Genomic DNA, 16,667 nt, shown 5'->3' with positions numbered 1-16,667 from the left:
GTAAAATCCCTAATATCGGCGCTCCCTGCTTCGGCATCAAAGAAAGTTCAGATGGACAAGAAGTCTCCAGGAAAACGGCACGCGGCCCTTGCGGGCGCGGTTCTCGCTGCTTTCGTTGTGGGGATCGGTCCGACCTATTCGCGCGATGATGCAGGCGCCGTTCCCACCGAGAATGGCGATTTATCTCCAGATGAGTTGCAGTCGCTGGAGAAGCGTCGTGACCAGAACCGTCAGGATCTGGAGGAGCTGGTCGACAGTATCGGACTTTCCGAGGACAAAACAAGGAAGCTCGAGGAGAGCATTGCATCCCTCAATCAGGATAGCGCCCGTATCCGCGAAGAGTTGATTGCGTCGGCTGCGAGACGCAAGGCGCTGGAAACCAAGATCAGCGATGGTGAGGATCGCCTGGCCAAGCTTTCGGTGCGCGAGGACGGCGTCAAGGCGTCTCTACGGGAGAGGCGCGGTGTACTGGCTGAGGTTCTGGCCGCGTTGCAGCGCATGGGCAGAAATCCGCCGCCCGCCCTGCTCGTTTCGCCGGAGGATGCACTTGCTTCCGTTCGCAGCGCCATTCTTCTTGGCGCCGTTGTGCCCGGCATTCGCGGTGAAACGGACAAGCTGGTCGCCGCTCTCAAAGAATTGACCGATCTCAGACAGGCAATCGCTCGCGAAAAGGACGATCTTACGGGTATGATGACGGCAAGTCTTGAAGAGGAAAAACGCCTCGACCTGCTGATTGCCGAAAACGACCGCAAGAATTCCCAGACGGCGGCGGAGCTGGAGGCGGAGCGCAAGCGGTCCGAAGAACTTGCGAGCAAGGCGACGAGCCTCGAAGGGCTGGTCAGTTCGCTTGAAGGCGAAATTACCTCGGTACGGGAGGCGATGGAAAAGGCGCGTGCGGAAGAGCAGCGTCTGGCCCGTCTTTCGGAGGCGGAACGCGAAAAGCAGCGCGCCGCGGCCGAGGCTGGAATGCCCGATAAAAACCGTATTGCGCCCGCATATCCCTTCGCGAGTTTGAAGGGAAAGCTGGAGTTTCCGGTGGCGGGCGAAGTGCTGCGGCGCTTCGGCGATGCGGATGGTACGGGCCATTTTTCCAAGGGAGTTGTCGTCGCGAGCGGCCCGGAGGCCATCGTGACGGCGCCTGCGGACGGCTTCGTGGTGTTTGCCGGCGATTTTCGCAGCTACGGTCGCATGATCATCCTCAATACCGGCGATGGGTATCACGTGGTCATGACGGGCATGGATAATGTAAGAACCCGGCAGGGCATGTTCGTGTTCTCCGGAGAGCCGATCGCCTCCATGGGGGCGAAAAGAGTAGCGAGTGCAGCAGCATTGGCGCTGGAAACCGACAGGCCAACGCTCTACATTGAGTTCAGGAAAGATGGTGTACCGGTTGATTCCCAACCGTGGTGGACCGCAAAAAATACCGGAAGGGCGCACAATGATTCGTAAGGTTTCGCTTCTCCTTATCGGTGGGCTTATGGGCGCCACGGCGATGAGCGTGATTTATTCGGCGAGCATGCCGGCACAGGCGGCCGGGCCTTCGACCTATAAGGAGCTGTCGATCTTTGGCGACGTGTTCGAACGCGTGCGTGCGCAATATGTGACGCCGCCGGATGACGAGAAGCTGGTGGAAAATGCCATTAATGGCATGCTCAGCTCGCTCGACCCGCATTCAAGCTTCATGAATGCGAAGGACGCCAACGACATGCGCACCCAGACCAAGGGTGAGTTCGGCGGCCTCGGCATTGAAGTGACGATGGAAAACGAACTGGTCAAGGTCATCTCTCCGATGGATGATACGCCAGCATCCCGCGCGGGCATCCTTGCCGGCGACTTCATCTCCGAAATCGATGGTACGCCGGTTCGCGGACTGAAGTTGGAGCAGGCGGTCGAAAAGATGCGCGGCGCAGTCAAGACGCCCATCAAGCTGACCGTCATCCGCCAGGGCGCCGACAAGCCGCTTGAAATTACCGTTGTGCGCGACGTGATTGCCGTTCGCGCGGTCAAGTCGCGTGTCGAGGGCGACAATGTCGGTTATCTGCGCGTCATCTCCTTTACCGAGAAGACCTACGACGATCTCGAAAAGGCGATCAAGAAGATCAAGGCGGATGTTCCTGCCGACAAGCTGAAGGGTTACGTGCTCGACCTGCGCCTCAACCCGGGCGGTCTGCTCGATCAGGCGATCAATGTCTCCGACGCCTTCCTTGAGCGTGGTGAGGTCGTTTCGACCCGTGGCCGTAACCCCGACGAGACCCGCCGCTTCAACGCAACGGCCGGCGATCTGACCGACGGCAAGCCGGTGATCGTGCTCGTCAACGGCGGTTCGGCTTCGGCGTCTGAGATCGTTGCCGGCGCTCTGCAGGATTTGCGTCGCGCGACCGTTGTCGGCACGCGCTCCTTCGGCAAGGGTTCGGTTCAGACGATCATTCCGCTCGGCGAGGCCGGTGCGCTGCGTCTGACCACCGCGCTCTATTACACGCCGTCTGGCAAATCGATCCAGGGAACAGGTATCGAGCCCGATATCAAGGTAGAGCAGCCTTTGCCGCCGGAATTGCAGGGTCGCGTCACGGCAGAGGGCGAATCCAGTCTCTCCGGGCACATCAAGGGTCAGAGCGAAACGGACGAAGGTTCGGGTTCTTCGGCCTATGTTCCGCCGGACGCCAAGGACGACATCCAGCTTAACTATGCGCTTGACCTGTTGCGTGGCGTCAAGACGGATCCGTCTTTCCCGCCCAACCCGGAAAAGGCTGTGGTCAACAAGCAATAAGAGCGCTGTGCCGGCTTCCGGCACTCCATCTCGATTGACAAACCCTCTGGACGGATCGTTCATTGCCTTCGGACCTGCGAAAACCGCTTCTGGGTCGTCAGAAAAAAAGCGCCGGTATCAACCGGCGCTTTTCCGTCATTATGGTTCTGGCGGCGCTTGCAGTTCTTTCCATCGGCGGACTGTCCGTCTATACGGCGCTCTCGCCCGGCAATCTGCAGAGGACGGCGACCGGGCCGGACCTTGAACTGACGCCTGCGCAAAACAAAGCTGAACCATCCGTACCGGACGGGGAGGCCGAAACGGCTGGTCTGCAACCGGAAAGTGGCCGATCTGGCGCGAACATCAATCGTGCGACCATGCCCGATGGTAATGTTGTCTCAGTCTATTCTCCTCGGCCCCGTGATAATGACGGGCCTGTGTTGATGAGCGGCCAGACCTATGGCCAGGACCCGCGGATGGCCACGCGGCCCAACGAGGAATTGCTCCAGGATACGGCCTTTGGCAGGTTGCCAGTGGTGGGCGCCGACGGATTGCGGCCGATGGAGCAATATGCGCGGCCCTGGTCGGGAGCGCGGGGCACGCGGGTGGCGATCGTGGTCGGTGGTCTCGGCCTCAGCCAGACAGGCTCGCAAAAGGCGATACGGGAACTGCCGCCGGAGGTGACGCTTGGCTTTGCCGCCAGCGGCAACAGCCTTCAACGCTGGATGCAGGAAGCACGCCGTGAGGGCCACGAAATTCTTCTCCAGATACCGCTGGAGCCCTTTGGTTATCCCGGCACCAATCCCGGCCCGGATACATTGATTGCCGCCGATCCCGCCAAGGTAAACCTCGACCGGCTGCATCGATCCATGGCCAAAATCACCAATTATACCGGCATCATGAATTATCTCGGCGGGCGCTTTCTCGCCGAGCAGGCGGCGCTGGAGCCGGTGATGCGTGATATCGGCAAACGTGGTCTGCTATTTCTGGACGATGGTTCGTCAGCGCAGTCCCTGAGTGGCGGGATTGCAAAGGCCATCTCTGCCCCCCAGGGTTTTGCCGATATTCTGCTTGATGGCGAAGTGACCGAAGCTTCCATCTTGCGGAAGTTGGACGAATTGGAGCGGGTCGCGCGCCGCAATGGTCAGGCGATCGGGGTGGCTTCTGCTTTTGATGAAAGCATTGCGGCGATCTCGCGGTGGTCCCGGGAAGCGGCGGGCCGCGGTATCGAGATCGTCGGCGTTTCCGCCCTTGTTTCGGAGCCGGCGGGGCAGTAAACCTTGCCTGCGGCCATTTCCGCGCCCTTGTGGCGCTCAGACAATGCGGGAAACCCATGACAATCAAAGCAGAAGATTTGCCCTATCGTCCCTGTGCGGGGATGATGGTTCTGAACGCCGAAGGCCTGGTGTGGGCCGGCCGGCGCATCAAGGAAGGCAATTCCGAATATGATGGCTCGCCGCATTTGTGGCAGATGCCACAGGGGGGGATTGATGAGGGCGAGCGGCCTCTGGCTGCGGCCATTCGCGAGCTTCACGAAGAGACGGGAATGAAAACGGTGCGGCTGCTGGCGGAAGCGAGCGACTGGATCCACTACGATCTTCCGCCGGAACTGATCGGCATCGGATTGAGGGGTAAATATCGCGGCCAGGCACAGCGCTGGTTCGCATTCCGGTTCGAAGGCGACGAAAGCGAAATCCAGATCGATCCGCCACCGACGGGGCACGCAGCCGAATTCGATGCCTGGGACTGGAAGCCGATGGAGAGCCTGCCTGAACTCATCGTTCCGTTCAAGCGCGGCGTCTACGAGAAAGTGGTTGCCGAATTCCGGCACCTTTCCGATAAATAAAAAGGCGGCCGCCGGCCGCCTTTTCCGTATTTTAGTGGTCTTCCGCTTCGTTGGCGGAATCCGCATTGAGCTGGCCGTATTTTTCTTCGCCGATCTTGCCGAGCAGTTCGAGCTGGGTCTCGAGGAAGTCGATATGACCCTCCTCGTCGATCAGCAGCGTTTCGAACAGCTTCATCGAAACGTAGTCACCGGCCTCATGACAGATATCGCGGGATTTCTTATAAGACGCTCTTGCATCATATTCACCAGCAAGGTCGGCTTCGAGCACTTCCTTGACATTCTGTCCGATACGCAGGGGAGCAACGGTCTGGAGGTTGGGATGGCCCTCCAGGAAGATGATCCGGTCGATAAGCTTGTCTGCGTGCTGCATCTCTTCGATGGATTCCGCACGCTCCTTTTTGGCAAGCTTGGTGTAACCCCAGTCATTCAGAAGCCGGTAATGAAGCCAATACTGGTTTACTGCACCGAGTTCGAGAAAAAGGGCTTCGTTAAGCCGCTCGATGACTCTTTTGTCGCCTTTCAATGTCCGCTCTCCTGTTCTCTTCGTGGAATCGCTTCAGGCGGGACATAAAATCAAAAACATCGGCCTCAGTCGAGTGCCGACGGGCGTGATATTCTTCCGTGGTTTTGATAATCAGGTCGACAACGGTCGGAAAGCAGCCACAGCAGCGACCGCGCTTTTCCATGGCATGATACACTTTTGCGGGAACGATAAGCTGCCAACAGTCCTCATCGAGGAGCTCGTTGATAACGTCCTTGATCTCATGATCGGTGATGTAATTGCAGCTGCAAACCAGCATGATGGACTGCCTGTATGACGCAACACGTTGTTTTCGTTCTTAAACCAAAACAGGACAGCGAATGTCAAGAAAAACCTCTTTTCAAATTCATAACGATTTCTAGACTCGTTCTAAACTATACGAAAAATGTCGTATTTTCATTGGTTTAGCTGTCTCTTTTTTACGTCCTGTCCTGCTCAAGTTTTCGTGCGCGCCAAAATGTGCTGTCACGATATCACGAGAAGTTTACTGATCTGAACCGGCCGGAGCAGCGGACGTGTAAATGTCAGGCGAAATACTGACCGCCATTGGCCGTCATTGTGGAACCGGTGATAAAGCCAGCCTCGTCCGAGACGAGAAACAGGACGCAACGCGCGATCTCCTCCGGTTCCCCAAGCCGTCCGATGGGGATTTGTGGTACGATCCGCTCGGCCAGAACCTTCTCCGGGATCGCTCTCACCATTTCCGTGCCGATATAGCCGGGGCAGATGGCGTTGACGGTGATATTGCGGCTTGCGCCCTCCTGCGCGAGCGCCTTGGTGAAGCCGATATCGCCGGCTTTCGACGCGGAGTAATTGACCTGGCCCGCCTGACCCTTCTGTCCATTGATGGAGGAAATATTGACGATGCGGCCGAAACCGCGCTCCCGCATGCCCGGCCAGACGGGGTGGGTCATGTTGAAGACGCCGGTGAGGTTCGTGTCGATGACATCACGCCACTGCTGCGGTGTCATCTTGTGAAACATGGCGTCACGGGTGATGCCGGCATTGTTGACGAGGATTTCGACCGGCCCGAGGGTTTCCTCCACCTCAGCGATACCGTTGACGCACGCGTCGTAGTCGCGCACGTCCCACTGGAACGCAGGAATGCCTGTCTCCGTCTGAAATGTCTCGGCCCGGTCCGTCGTGAAGGCATAGTTGACGGCCACCCGATAGCCGGCTGCCTGCAGGGCGCGGGCGATGGCGGCACCTATACCGCTCGTCCCGCCGGAAATCAAAGCAACCCGGCTCATCTAGGCCTCCATGACCTGTCATTGAAGCGCCTGCAGTTGTGCAGGTGCTTGTTCGTCGTGCTCAACCGCCACAGAAATGCGGCCAATGGGAGGCCGCTTCTATCCTATTGTCCGCTGAACCGGAATTGCTTTTTGGCAAGTGCGGGCGGCCCGCGCGTCAGAGCGCCTCGATGCACATGGCTACACCCATGCCGCCGCCGATGCAGAGTGTCGCAAAACCCTTGGACACATTACGGCGGCGCATCTCGTAAATCAGGGTGTTCAGGACGCGGGCGCCCGAAGCACCGATCGGATGGCCGATGGCAATCGCTCCGCCGTTGACGTTGACGATATCAGGATCAAGGCCAAGCTCGCGCACGACGGCACAGGACTGGGCTGCAAACGCTTCGTTGGCTTCGACGAGGCCGATATCGCCTATCGACCAGCCGGCCTTGGCCAAGGCCTTGCGGGAGGCGGGAATGGGGCCGGTGCCCATGATCTGCGGATCGACGCCCGCCGTCGCCCAGGAGGCAATGCGGGCCAGTGGCTTGATGCCGCGCTTTTCTGCTTCCTGTTCCGACATCAAAAGCGTGGCGGCTGCGCCGTCGTTCAGACCTGAGGCGTTCCCCGCCGTCACGGTGCCGTCCTTGTCGAAGGCAGGGCGCAACTTGGCCATTGTTTCCAGCGAGGCGCCGGCGCGGATATGTTCATCGGCGTCGATGACGATATCGGCCTTGCGACCCTTCACGGTGAAAGCGACGATTTCGTCCACGAAACGTCCGGCAGCCTGTGCGGCTTCAGCCTTGTTTTGGGATGAGACCGCAAACTGGTCCTGCTCATCCCGGGAGAGTTGCCACTGGCGGGCTATGTTTTCAGCGGTGATGCCCATGTGATAGCCGTAAAAGGCGTCGGTCAGGCCGTCCTTCAGCATGGTGTCGATCATCTTGAAGTCGCCCATTTTCACGCCGCCACGCAAATGGGCGCAGTGAGGCGCCATGGACATGGATTCCTGACCGCCGGCAATGACGATGTCCGCATCACCCGTCAAGATTTGCTGCATGCCGAGGGCCACGGCGCGCAGGCCCGAGCCGCAGAGCTGGTTGAGGCCGAAAGCGGTCGCTTCCTGCGGAATGCCTGCCTTCATTGCCGCTTGCCGCGCCGGGTTCTGCCCTTCGCCCGCGGTGAGGACCTGACCGAGAATGACTTCATCAATTTCGTTCGCCGCAACGCCGGCACGTTCAAGCACGGCACTGATAACGGTCGCGCCGAGTTCGTGGGCTGGCGTATTGGCAAAGTGGCCATTGAAAGAGCCGACGGCGGTGCGCGCAGCGCTGGCAATCACGATTGAAGGCAGGGTCATTTGTTTTCTCCTCACTTGCGGGCGGAGACTGGCAAAGCTTTCAATCCAAGTCAAATGACGAAAGTTCCTTTAAAAGATATTGCTAAATCACGTTGGAATCTTGCTAAAAATTGCTGCGCAAAAAACAAACTGTTGCGATGCACAAAACATTTGTCAGACAGCGCATTTTGCGCATACACTTTGCGCCGGGAAGAGCAATAACACCAAAAAACAAAAAAATACCATCATCGCGAGGAGGCGGGCATGGCGAAACACGACGGCGAAACGATCATTAAAAAATACGCCAATCGGCGGCTCTACAATACCGGCACCAGCACCTATGTGACGCTTGATGATCTGGCGCAGATGGTCAAGCGTGGTGAAGACTTCAAGGTTCAGGACGCGAAGTCATCCGAAGACATCACGCACGCCGTGCTGACGCAGATCATCGTCGAACAGGAGGCCAAAACCGGCAATACGCTGTTGCCGACGGCGTTTCTGCGTCAATTGATCTCCTATTATGGCGACCAGATGCAGATGGTCGTGCCGACATTTCTCGAACATTCCATGAAGACCTTTTCCGACCAGCAGAGCCAGATGCAGGAGCATATGGCCAAGGCTTTCGGTGACGGCTCGCTCGCCCGCAATTTTCAGGCGCCATTGCAAATGATGGAAGAGCAGATCCGCCGTAATACGGAACTGTTCCGGCAGGCAATGCAGGGTTTCACGCCTTTTGCAATGCCACAGGCGCCCAAGGAAACCCGCAAGCCCAATCCGTCCGAAATCGATGAGCTGAAAGCGCAGTTGCGCGCATTGCAGCAAAAGCTCGACCAGCTCTGAGCCAGCGCCAACTGGCCGATGCTCGACTTTAACAAGGCGTCGGCCTCACTTGCGCCTTCAGCCTGCCGTTCGTTCGGGCACGCGCAGCAGCATCAGGAAACCGGCTCCGAGAAAGACGATTAGCGTTGCCATGCCGATGTGGGCGGAGCCGCTGAGAGTGGTAGCTATGGAAAATGACAGTGTCGCCATGAAGCTCGTGGCGCGACCGGAAAGCGCATAGATGCCGAAATAGCGGCCGGCTTCCGCTACGCTGATGTTGCGGGCAAGATAGGAACGCGATGAGGCTTGAACAGGGCCGAAAGCAAGCCCGATCAGCACCCCATAAAGCAGGTAAGCCTTTTCGGCTGCTGTCGCGAAGAAACTGTCATTGTCATCCGTGGAAAGTTGAAGCAATCCGAATAGGGTTGAACCTTTTTCTGTGGAAACGATGCCAATGGTCGCAAGCAAAAGCAGCACCAGACTTATGAGTACGGTGTTGCGCGACCCGAGGGTTTGATCAACACGCCCTGCGGCAAAGCATCCGACGATGGCGACGACATTCAGAAGGATGCCAAAGAGACCAGTTTCAATTGTCTCCCACCCGAACATTCCCGCCGCGAATGCGCCTCCCAAGATTACGACGCCATTCACGCCATCCTGATAAAGCATGCGCGCGATTAGAAACCGTAGCAGCATGGGGCGGTGACGAAGCTCGCGAAGTGTCGTCTTTAACTCCCGAAGTCCGGAGTGGATTGCGGCCCCGAAAGGCAGACCCTTGTTAGAGTCCGGAGTCAATAAGAACATTGGCAGAATGAATATCAGGTACCAGAGCGCGGCAATTGGTCCGGTTATTCTCGCGTCCTGCCCGGAGGCGGGGTCGAGGCCGAAAAGAGGCGTGATTCCCACGAGCGTCAGCCCGGTCTTGGGGTTTGCCGCCAGCAGGGTGACGACTGCAATCAGCACCACCATGCCGCCGAGATAACCGAGCCCCCAGGCGAGATTGGAAATGCGCCCGACATTTTGTGGATTGGTGAGCCGCGGCATCATGGAATCGTTGAAGACGATCGAGAATTCCGCCGCGATGGAGGCGAGGATCATGCAGATAACGGGCAGAATGACCGGCGATCCCGGTGCCGCGTACCAAAGGAGACACAGGCTGACGATCTTGATGACGGCAAAGAAGGCGATCCACGGCTTGCGTGCGCCGGACTGGTCGGCAATGGAGCCGAGGATAGGGGAGAAGAGGGCGATGATGATCGACGAGACCGTCGCCACATTGCTCCACGTCGCCTGGGCCGAAATGGGATCGTCGGTGAGGCGGGCGACGAAATAGGGCCCGAAAACGAAGGTCGTGACAACCGTGAAGAAGGGTTGCGCCGCCCAGTCGAACATCACCCAGCCCCAGATGCCGCGTTTGGTAACGACTGCTTGCGCATTTGGGGCAGGGCTAGTCATTCATCGTCCTATCGGAAATTGCGAAATACGGCGCGATGCCGGTGCATCGTCTTGTCTGGCGCCATCCGGGTGGTGACCCGGATGGCGTTTTTAAGGCGGCCAATCAGCGTGCCTGAACGATATCGCCAAGCAGGCCCGCCGCCACGGTGAGCCGCGCGAGGTTTGTATCGCCGCTCTCGCTGAGCGCGCCGAGTTCGGAGACGATACGATTGACCCGCACGCGATCCGCCGCATACCAGGCCTGAACCGGATCCTTCTCCCTGGCATATTCTGTCAGGGCGGAGATAACGATCCGGCGTCTCGATGAGGAAATCTGGTCCTGGCTGCGCAGGAGAGCCAGGCTCTCGTAATGATCCGCCGGTGTGATGCGCTGGCTGGCATCCAGCAGGCGCGCGACACGGAAGGTCGAGGAGACGGTGGCGTAGCTTTCAGCGGCGCGCGCGAGCGTTGTGCCCGCACTCTCGGCGATGCGCATGATTTCAGGCACATAGACGAGCAGCGAGAGCGTATCGAGTTCCTCCAGAAGAGCGGACGGAACCCCATCGATTTCCGTGATGCCGAGTTCGCGGCGATATTTCGCCGCTGCCGGTGACAGCGTCTTGATCGCGGTTTTCAGGCGCTCGATTTCCGTCGCCATGTCGCCCGGGGTCGTACCCGCGCTCCCGGTTTGCAGATAGAGCCTGCTCGCATCCGTGAAGATACGCGTGATCGTGGCATAAAGCCCATTCTGAACTTCGCCCCCGATCTGGCCGTCGAGCGCATCGACCTCGCTCCACAGTCGTTTGAGACCGAAGCCATCTTCAACGATTACCGCTGCCTTGACGACATCGGCCGCAAGCAGACCACTTGCATCGGCAAGTTTCTGCACGAAGCCGGGGCCGCCGCGATTGACCACGGCATTGGCAAGTGCGGTCGCGACGATTTCGCGATGCAGGCGATGCGATTTGATATCGTCGGCATAGTTCTTCTGCATCTTGGCCGGAAAATAATCGACCAGCAGATGCTGGAGATAGGGTTCGTCGGGAAGCGTGCTTGCCACCAGTGCATCAAACAAAGTGAGCTTGGCATAGGACAGGAGCACGCCGATCTCTGGCCGGGTCAGCGGTTTGCCGTTGGCGTATCTCTCGCTGAACTCGGCATTGTTGGGCAGGGTTTCGACCTTGCGGTTCAACTGCCCGGTTGCCTCCAGTGCGCTCATCAGGCGGCCGAGTTCTTCCCGGTTTGAAAGGCCCAGCCGCTCGGTCAGCGAGATCGCAAGCGATTGCAGGTAGTTGTTGCGCAATACCAGCTGCGCCACCTCAGGCGTCATGGAGGCGAGAAGCTGGTTACGCTTCGGCATCGTCAGGCGACCGCTATTGACGGCGGAGGCGAGTGCGATCTTGATATTGACCTCGACGTCGGAGGAGTTCACGCCTGCCGAGTTGTCGATGGCGTCGGAATTGCAGCGCCCGCCCGAAAGCGCATAGGCGATGCGCCCCTTCTGGGTGATACCGAGATTGGCGCCTTCGCCGATGACCTTGGCGCGCACCTCCGTGGCGTTGACGCGGATGGGGTCGTTTGCCCTGTCGCCCACCTCGGCATTGGTTTCCACCGCCGCCTTGATGTAGGTGCCGATGCCGCCGAACCAGAGGAGATCGGCCGGGGCCTTCAGGATGGCGGTCATGATTTCGAACGGTGTGGCGACTGATTTGTCGATGCCGATGGCCGCCACAGCTTCCGGAGTCAGCGTCACCGATTTTTCTGAGCGCGAAATGATCATCGCGCCGGCAGAGAGAGCCGAACGGTCATAATCCTGCCAGCTGGAACGTGGCAATTCGAACAGCCGCCTGCGCTCGGCGAAGGATTTGTCGGTATCGGGATCCGGATCAATGAAGATATCGCGGTGGTCGAAGGCGGCGATAAGCCTGATCTTCTCCGACAGCAGCATGCCGTTACCGAAGACGTCGCCGGACATATCGCCCACACCCGCCACCGTGAAGGGTGTGGTCTGGATGTCGGTGTTCATCTCCCGGAAATGGCGCTTCACCGTCTCCCATGCGCCACGCGCGGTGATGCCCATCTTCTTGTGGTCGTAACCGGCCGAACCGCCCGATGCGAAAGCATCGTCCAGCCAGAAGCCGGCTTCATGGGCAAGGCCGTTTGCCGTATCGGAGAAGGTGGCCGTTCCCTTGTCGGCGGCGACGACGAAATAGGGGTCGTCACCATCGAGCCGCAATGTGTCAGCCGGCGGCACGATGGCGTCGTCGACAATATTATCGGTGATGGACAGCAGTGTGCGGATATAGGTCTTATAGGCCTCGAGGCCGGCATTGAAGACCTCGTCGCGGGAGCCGCCGGCGGGCAGGTTCTTGGGGAAGAAACCGCCCTTGGCGCCGACGGGCACGATGACCGCGTTCTTCACCTGCTGCGCCTTGACAAGACCGAGCACCTCCGTGCGGTAATCCTGGCCGCGATCCGACCAGCGCAGACCACCGCGTGCAACCTTGCCGAAACGCAGATGCACGCCTTCGACCTCGGTTCCGTAAACGAAGATTTCGCGGAAGGGGCGCGGATCGGGCAGGCCGTCCAGATGTTTGGGATCGAATTTGAATGCCAGAATGTCACGCGGCGTGCCGTCGGCATTTTTCTGGAAGTAATTGGTGCGCAGGGTTGCATCGATGGCGTTGACGTAACGCCGGAGGGTGCGGTCCTCATCGAGATTGGGAACGCCGCTCAGGGCTGCTTCGATTGCCTTATGAATTTCCGCGAGTTTCTTCAGCCGCTTCTTCTCTTCGATGGATGGATCGAAGCCGGCCTTGAACAGCGCGAAAATATTCCTGGAGATGTCAGGATATTTATAGAGCGTTTCGGAGATATGTTCCTGCGAATAGACGATTCCGGTCTGGCGCAGGTACCGTGCGTAGGCGCGCAGCACCGAGACTTCGCGCACCGTGAGACCGCAGGCAAGGATCAGGCGGTTGAAGTTGTCATTGTCCACCTTTCCTGAAAAAGCAGCAAGGAAAGCTTCTTCGAGTTTCTGTCCGTAATGCGGCAGGTCGAGTGTCGTGCTGGCCGCGACCGACAGTTCCATGTCGTGCAGCACGATGTCGTGCTTTTCGCCATCCGCCACGACGCCGATATCGAAAGTGCGCTCGCTGATGACGTTAAAACCAAGATTTTCGAGCAGCGGAACACGTCGTGAAAGCGGAAGATGGCCTTCGCGGTGGAAAATCTTCAGGGATAGCGTTCCCGCCGGCTGGCCTTCCTGCTGATGGAATTCAATGCGGACCGGGTCGCCTTTCACAGCGGCCAGAATATCAGGCATGTCGCCGATCGCCTCTTCGGGCGTGAAAGCTTCCTGATAGGCCTGATCCACTTCCAGCACCGGTGCGCCCGGTTCGGACAGGGAGACGAAGTGATCTATCCAGCGTGCCGCAATATCGCTGACGGCATCTTCGAGCTTGTCCTGGGCGATGCGGGGCGTCTTGCCTTCCGTGCGGCCGACAATGAAATGGACGCGGGCAACGGCGCCTTCGGGAAAGGCGGGATAATAGGCCGATATATGCCCGTCATAGACCCTGCTCAGATAATCGCCGATCTTCTCGCGCACATAGGAATTATACTCCTCGCGCGGAACGAAGATGATGGCCGAAACGAAGCGGTCGAAACGGTCTATACGTGCGAGCACGCGCACACGCGGACGGTCGCTGAGCTCCATGATCTGCTCGATGAAGCGGATCAGAAGGTCGGTTTCGATCTGGAAAAGATCGTCACGCGGATAGGCTTCCAGCGTGTTCTGCAGGATGCGGCCCGAATGGCTGTTTGGATCGAAGCCGAAATGCCGCTCGACTTCCGCGACCTTGGCGCGCAGCAAGGGAATTTGCTTGACCGAACGCGTATAAGCAGTTGCGGTGAAAAGGCCGACGATACGCAGCTCACCAACGACATTGCCGTCCTCGTCGAAGCGCTTGATGCCGATATAGTCCATATAGGCGCGACGATGCACGATGGACTTCACATTAGCCTTGGTAACGATGAGGAAATCCGGGCCATCGAGGAAGGCAAGGATTTCCGGTGTCGTCGTCACGGCATTCTTGCCGAGTCGCAGCACGCGGACATCCGGGTCGCTGAGGCTGCCGAGGCCGACGCCGTCACCGCGCTCGATCTTCGCGTTCTTCCCCTTGCCGGAATAGGTGTAGTCACGCATGCCCAGGAAGGTGAAATTGTCGTTGCGAAGCCAGTTGAGGAATTCGACCGCCTCCGTCCGTTCGGCCTTGCGCCGCGACGAGCCGCGTTTCGACAGTTCATCCAACGCCTCGTCTAGCTTCGCCAGCATGGGCCGCCAGTCGCGATAGGCCGATTCCACCTGCTTCAGCACGAAGCGAAGCCGCTCTTCCAGAGCCGAGGCTCCCTGCTGCGAAAGCGGTGCGATGTGCAGCTGGATAAGACTTATATTGCCGGCCGGATCATCATCGGGCTCGGCAAGGCGGTAACCACCCTTCGCATCATCGTCTCGGACGAGGATCGGGTGCACGGCAAGATAAAGACCGCGATAACTACTGGTGACTTCGCCCATAACAGAATCGTAGAGGAAGGGCATGTTGCGGCCGATAATGGTCAGAACCGTTACCGGCACGTCCCGCGGGGAAACACCCTCGACTTGGGAAATGCTGATATGAGGGGTGTCCCCGGTCCACCGCGAAAGCGCCTGGAAACTGTGGGCGGCACTCGCCGCCAGCATCTCGGCGGAATAATATTCTATATCGTCGACACTTGCCCTTCCATAAAGAATACCAGGATCAAGAAATTCGACATTTTCGGCAATTGCCTGCTGGCGCGCTTTTTCGATCTGTTTTTCGCGTTTTGGATTGTTTCTGTAGCCCATTTGATGTGGATTCCTCCAAAAATCACACTTTAATATAAAAAAGCATCGCCAATTTGCGGATTTTGCCTTTTCAGTCGAATCGGATATTGGCGTGGAATTACGAAGAGTTTAAGAGGCTATCGTGTTTCTTCAGGCGGTAAGTGAAATTTTTTTGCTTCTTTTCTCGCGAGGCTCAGTTTAGAAGCATACGACAGTATTTTTGGGCTAATTTTTAAGCGGTTCTTGAGCCGCAATGTGATGTTGCGGCCACGGTTGAAGCAAATTATTGATTTGCGCCTATTTTTGTGGTACACCAACAACACTGATCCACAGCGCGGCATTTGTGTGCCCAAAAACACCACGAAAGCAACACCTCTTTTGCACGCGGTTTCCGTGACATATCGAGCGTTTACGTTATCGAACCCCGCGAGGCGGGAAGGTGTATTTTTGCGTGCACGGCTGGACCAGTGCGGAATCACCTGACGGTTCCCCCGTCTCATCAGGGCCTGACCGACCCAACCCCGGCATCCCCGGGTATGTAACAGGGAGTTTTTAGAACGAATGACGACCCAGCAGAAGAAATCTCCAGCACATCACGGCTTTAAAACCGGTGAAGCGATTGTGTATCCCGCTCATGGTGTCGGTACCATTTCTGCCATCGAGGAACAAGAAGTCGCCGGCATGAAGCTTGAGCTTTTTGTCATTGATTTCGAAAAAGACAAGATGCGTCTTAAAGTTCCCGTCGCCAAAGCCGTCAGCATCGGCATGCGCAAGCTTTCCGAAGGCGATTTTGTCGAGCGGGCGCTGAAAGTGGTGCAGGGCAAGGCACGTGTGAAGCGTACCATGTGGTCGCGCCGTGCGCAGGAATATGATGCGAAGATCAACTCCGGCGATCTCATCGCGATCGCGGAAGTCGTTCGCGATCTTTACCGCGCGGAAAACCAGCCTGAGCAGTCCTATTCCGAGCGCCAGCTTTACGAAGCCGCTCTCGACCGCATGGCGCGCGAAATCGCCGCTGTCAACAAGATGTCCGAAACCGAGGCTGTTCGCCTGGTGGAAGTCAACCTTGCCAAGGGCCCCAAGCGCGGCAAGGCTGTCGAGGAAGACGATTCTCAGGACGAAGCCGCGTAATCGCCGGTTTCTTCCTTCTAAAAAACCCGCCTTTATGGCGGGTTTTTTGTTGTCCAAGTGCCGGCTTAATTCACAAGATGCGGATTTTCGTGCCTTTGCGCAGATGCGGCAGGACGCGCCGCATGTCGCGGGGATGCAGTGCTACGCAACCTGCTGTTGGTTCATATCCCGGCCTAATCATATGCATGAAGATTGCCGAGCCGCGGTTGCGGCTTCTTGAGGTGACGTTCCAGTCCAGCACGAGACAGACATCGTAAAGGCCATCTGTGCGCATCATGTCCTCGTGGCTCGGCGCGAAAGGTGCTTTGACCAGCCTATTGTAATTGGGGTTGCCGGGCTCATCACACCACAGCATCGATTTCCGCGTACGTTGCATCGGCAGGGCAGTCGTGATGGCGGACATGCGGTCGCCGCGATAAAAGCCATGCAGCAGGCGGGTCAAGGAAATCGGCGACTTTCCGTCACCTTCTCGTTTTCGTGCAGTACGGCCATTGCGCCCGATGGCAGCCGGAAATGTGAGATGGCCGAGCTGAACGATGGCCCGGTTGATTTTCAAAGGAGCTGGCCGAACCATGAGCGTTGATGCGCGTTTACGTTGTTCTACGGGACGTTTGCTCATGTTTTTCACGAGATTTTGCTTTGCAGGTTATTTAACGTGAAGTCATAGCACTTCATCATGTGATGGCAATGGGTTGACCTTTTACCGGCAAACCGCTGA

The 16,667-nt window shown here is 58.0% G+C and carries 13 protein-coding genes; 6 read left to right on the top strand and 7 right to left on the bottom strand.

What is annotated here, in order from left to right; translation table 11 throughout:
* Positions 1 to 51: 51 nt before the first annotated feature.
* The 4 genes from ACZ47E_RS11925 to ACZ47E_RS11910 all read left to right on the top strand — a co-directional run bounded on the left by ACZ47E_RS11925 (position 52) and on the right by ACZ47E_RS11910 (position 4,592).
* Complete coding sequence (locus ACZ47E_RS11925) at positions 52 to 1,449, top strand: murein hydrolase activator EnvC family protein (RefSeq protein WP_035208080.1); 1,398 nt, start codon at positions 52 to 54, stop codon at positions 1,447 to 1,449.
* A complete protein-coding gene (locus ACZ47E_RS11920) occupies positions 1,439 to 2,767 on the top strand; it encodes a S41 family peptidase (RefSeq protein WP_278067081.1) in 1,329 nt (442 codons plus the stop codon). Before ACZ47E_RS11925 ends, ACZ47E_RS11920 begins: the two co-directional genes overlap by 11 nt.
* A 62-nt stretch (positions 2,768 to 2,829) precedes the next feature.
* Positions 2,830 to 4,023 carry a divergent polysaccharide deacetylase family protein gene (locus ACZ47E_RS11915; protein ID WP_107340699.1) on the top strand — a complete coding sequence of 398 codons (1,194 nt, stop codon included), beginning with the start codon at positions 2,830 to 2,832 and terminating at the stop codon, positions 4,021 to 4,023.
* A gap of 56 nt (positions 4,024 to 4,079) precedes the next feature.
* A complete protein-coding gene (locus ACZ47E_RS11910) occupies positions 4,080 to 4,592 on the top strand; it encodes an RNA pyrophosphohydrolase (RefSeq protein ID WP_022557006.1) in 513 nt (170 codons plus the stop codon).
* Positions 4,593 to 4,623: 31 nt separating this feature from the next.
* On the opposite strand, the gene bfr is transcribed toward ACZ47E_RS11910, so the two are convergent.
* The 4 genes from bfr to ACZ47E_RS11890 form a co-directional block, all read right to left on the bottom strand.
* Positions 4,624 to 5,115, bottom strand: coding sequence for a bacterioferritin (gene bfr / locus ACZ47E_RS11905; protein WP_004444094.1), 492 nt, complete (start codon positions 5,113 to 5,115; stop codon positions 4,624 to 4,626).
* Complete coding sequence (locus ACZ47E_RS11900) at positions 5,081 to 5,392, bottom strand: (2Fe-2S)-binding protein (protein WP_004444092.1); 312 nt, start codon at positions 5,390 to 5,392, stop codon at positions 5,081 to 5,083. The genes bfr and ACZ47E_RS11900 overlap by 35 nt, the downstream gene beginning before the upstream one ends.
* 265 nt (positions 5,393 to 5,657) lie before the next feature.
* Positions 5,658 to 6,383 carry an acetoacetyl-CoA reductase gene (gene phbB / locus ACZ47E_RS11895; protein ID WP_278067080.1) on the bottom strand — a complete coding sequence of 242 codons (726 nt, stop codon included), beginning with the start codon at positions 6,381 to 6,383 and terminating at the stop codon, positions 5,658 to 5,660.
* A gap of 157 nt (positions 6,384 to 6,540) precedes the next feature.
* Positions 6,541 to 7,722 (bottom strand): acetyl-CoA C-acetyltransferase, encoded by a 1,182-nt coding sequence (locus ACZ47E_RS11890; RefSeq protein WP_107340698.1) that lies wholly within the window; start codon positions 7,720 to 7,722, stop codon positions 6,541 to 6,543.
* Positions 7,723 to 7,965: 243 nt separating this feature from the next.
* Here ACZ47E_RS11890 and phaR point away from each other — a divergent pair, with 243 nt between their 5' ends.
* The gene (gene phaR / locus ACZ47E_RS11885) at positions 7,966 to 8,541 is read left to right on the top strand and encodes a polyhydroxyalkanoate synthesis repressor PhaR (protein ID WP_072495187.1); all 576 of its coding nucleotides are present in this window, start codon (positions 7,966 to 7,968) and stop codon (positions 8,539 to 8,541) included.
* A 57-nt stretch (positions 8,542 to 8,598) separates the two neighbouring features.
* Here phaR and ACZ47E_RS11880 read toward each other — a convergent pair whose 3' ends face one another.
* Both ACZ47E_RS11880 and ACZ47E_RS11875 read right to left on the bottom strand, forming a co-directional pair.
* Positions 8,599 to 9,975, bottom strand: coding sequence for an MFS transporter (locus ACZ47E_RS11880; RefSeq protein WP_278067079.1), 1,377 nt, complete (start codon positions 9,973 to 9,975; stop codon positions 8,599 to 8,601).
* A gap of 103 nt (positions 9,976 to 10,078) precedes the next feature.
* Positions 10,079 to 14,839: an NAD-glutamate dehydrogenase gene (locus ACZ47E_RS11875; RefSeq protein WP_464016855.1), complete on the bottom strand. Its 4,761-nt coding sequence runs from the start codon at positions 14,837 to 14,839 to the stop codon at positions 10,079 to 10,081.
* Between the two features lie 540 nt (positions 14,840 to 15,379).
* Here ACZ47E_RS11875 and ACZ47E_RS11870 point away from each other — a divergent pair.
* Positions 15,380 to 15,949: a CarD family transcriptional regulator gene (locus ACZ47E_RS11870; RefSeq protein WP_004444078.1), complete on the top strand. Its 570-nt coding sequence runs from the start codon at positions 15,380 to 15,382 to the stop codon at positions 15,947 to 15,949.
* Positions 15,950 to 16,019: 70 nt separating this feature from the next.
* Here ACZ47E_RS11870 and ACZ47E_RS11865 read toward each other — a convergent pair whose 3' ends face one another.
* Positions 16,020 to 16,523, bottom strand: coding sequence for a L,D-transpeptidase family protein (locus tag ACZ47E_RS11865; RefSeq protein WP_035208077.1), 504 nt, complete (start codon positions 16,521 to 16,523; stop codon positions 16,020 to 16,022).
* Positions 16,524 to 16,667 lie beyond the last annotated feature (144 nt).

The sequence above is a fragment of the Agrobacterium sp. 5Ca39 genome (genome assembly GCF_055382365.1).
The sequence above is the reverse complement of the archived record's forward strand: the minus strand, read 5'-3'. Positions and strand labels throughout refer to the sequence as shown.

Bases quoted from the DNA above. Each gene is read 5' to 3' on its own strand.
- ACZ47E_RS11925 (WP_035208080.1), top strand. From the start codon at position 52: ATGGACAAGAAGTCTCCAGGAAAACGGCACGCGGCCCTTGCGGGCGCG.
- ACZ47E_RS11920 (WP_278067081.1), top strand. From the start codon at position 1,439: ATGATTCGTAAGGTTTCGCTTCTCCTTATCGGTGGGCTTATGGGCGCC.
- ACZ47E_RS11910 (WP_022557006.1), top strand. From the start codon at position 4,080: ATGACAATCAAAGCAGAAGATTTGCCCTATCGTCCCTGTGCGGGGATG.
- ACZ47E_RS11900 (WP_004444092.1), bottom strand. From the start codon at position 5,392: ATGCTGGTTTGCAGCTGCAATTACATCACCGATCATGAGATCAAGGAC.
- phbB (WP_278067080.1), bottom strand. From the start codon at position 6,383: ATGAGCCGGGTTGCTTTGATTTCCGGCGGGACGAGCGGTATAGGTGCC.
- ACZ47E_RS11890 (WP_107340698.1), bottom strand. From the start codon at position 7,722: ATGACCCTGCCTTCAATCGTGATTGCCAGCGCTGCGCGCACCGCCGTC.
- phaR (WP_072495187.1), top strand. From the start codon at position 7,966: ATGGCGAAACACGACGGCGAAACGATCATTAAAAAATACGCCAATCGG.
- ACZ47E_RS11880 (WP_278067079.1), bottom strand. From the start codon at position 9,975: ATGACTAGCCCTGCCCCAAATGCGCAAGCAGTCGTTACCAAACGCGGC.
- ACZ47E_RS11875 (WP_464016855.1), bottom strand. From the start codon at position 14,839: ATGGGCTACAGAAACAATCCAAAACGCGAAAAACAGATCGAAAAAGCG.
- ACZ47E_RS11870 (WP_004444078.1), top strand. From the start codon at position 15,380: ATGACGACCCAGCAGAAGAAATCTCCAGCACATCACGGCTTTAAAACC.
- ACZ47E_RS11865 (WP_035208077.1), bottom strand. From the start codon at position 16,523: ATGGTTCGGCCAGCTCCTTTGAAAATCAACCGGGCCATCGTTCAGCTC.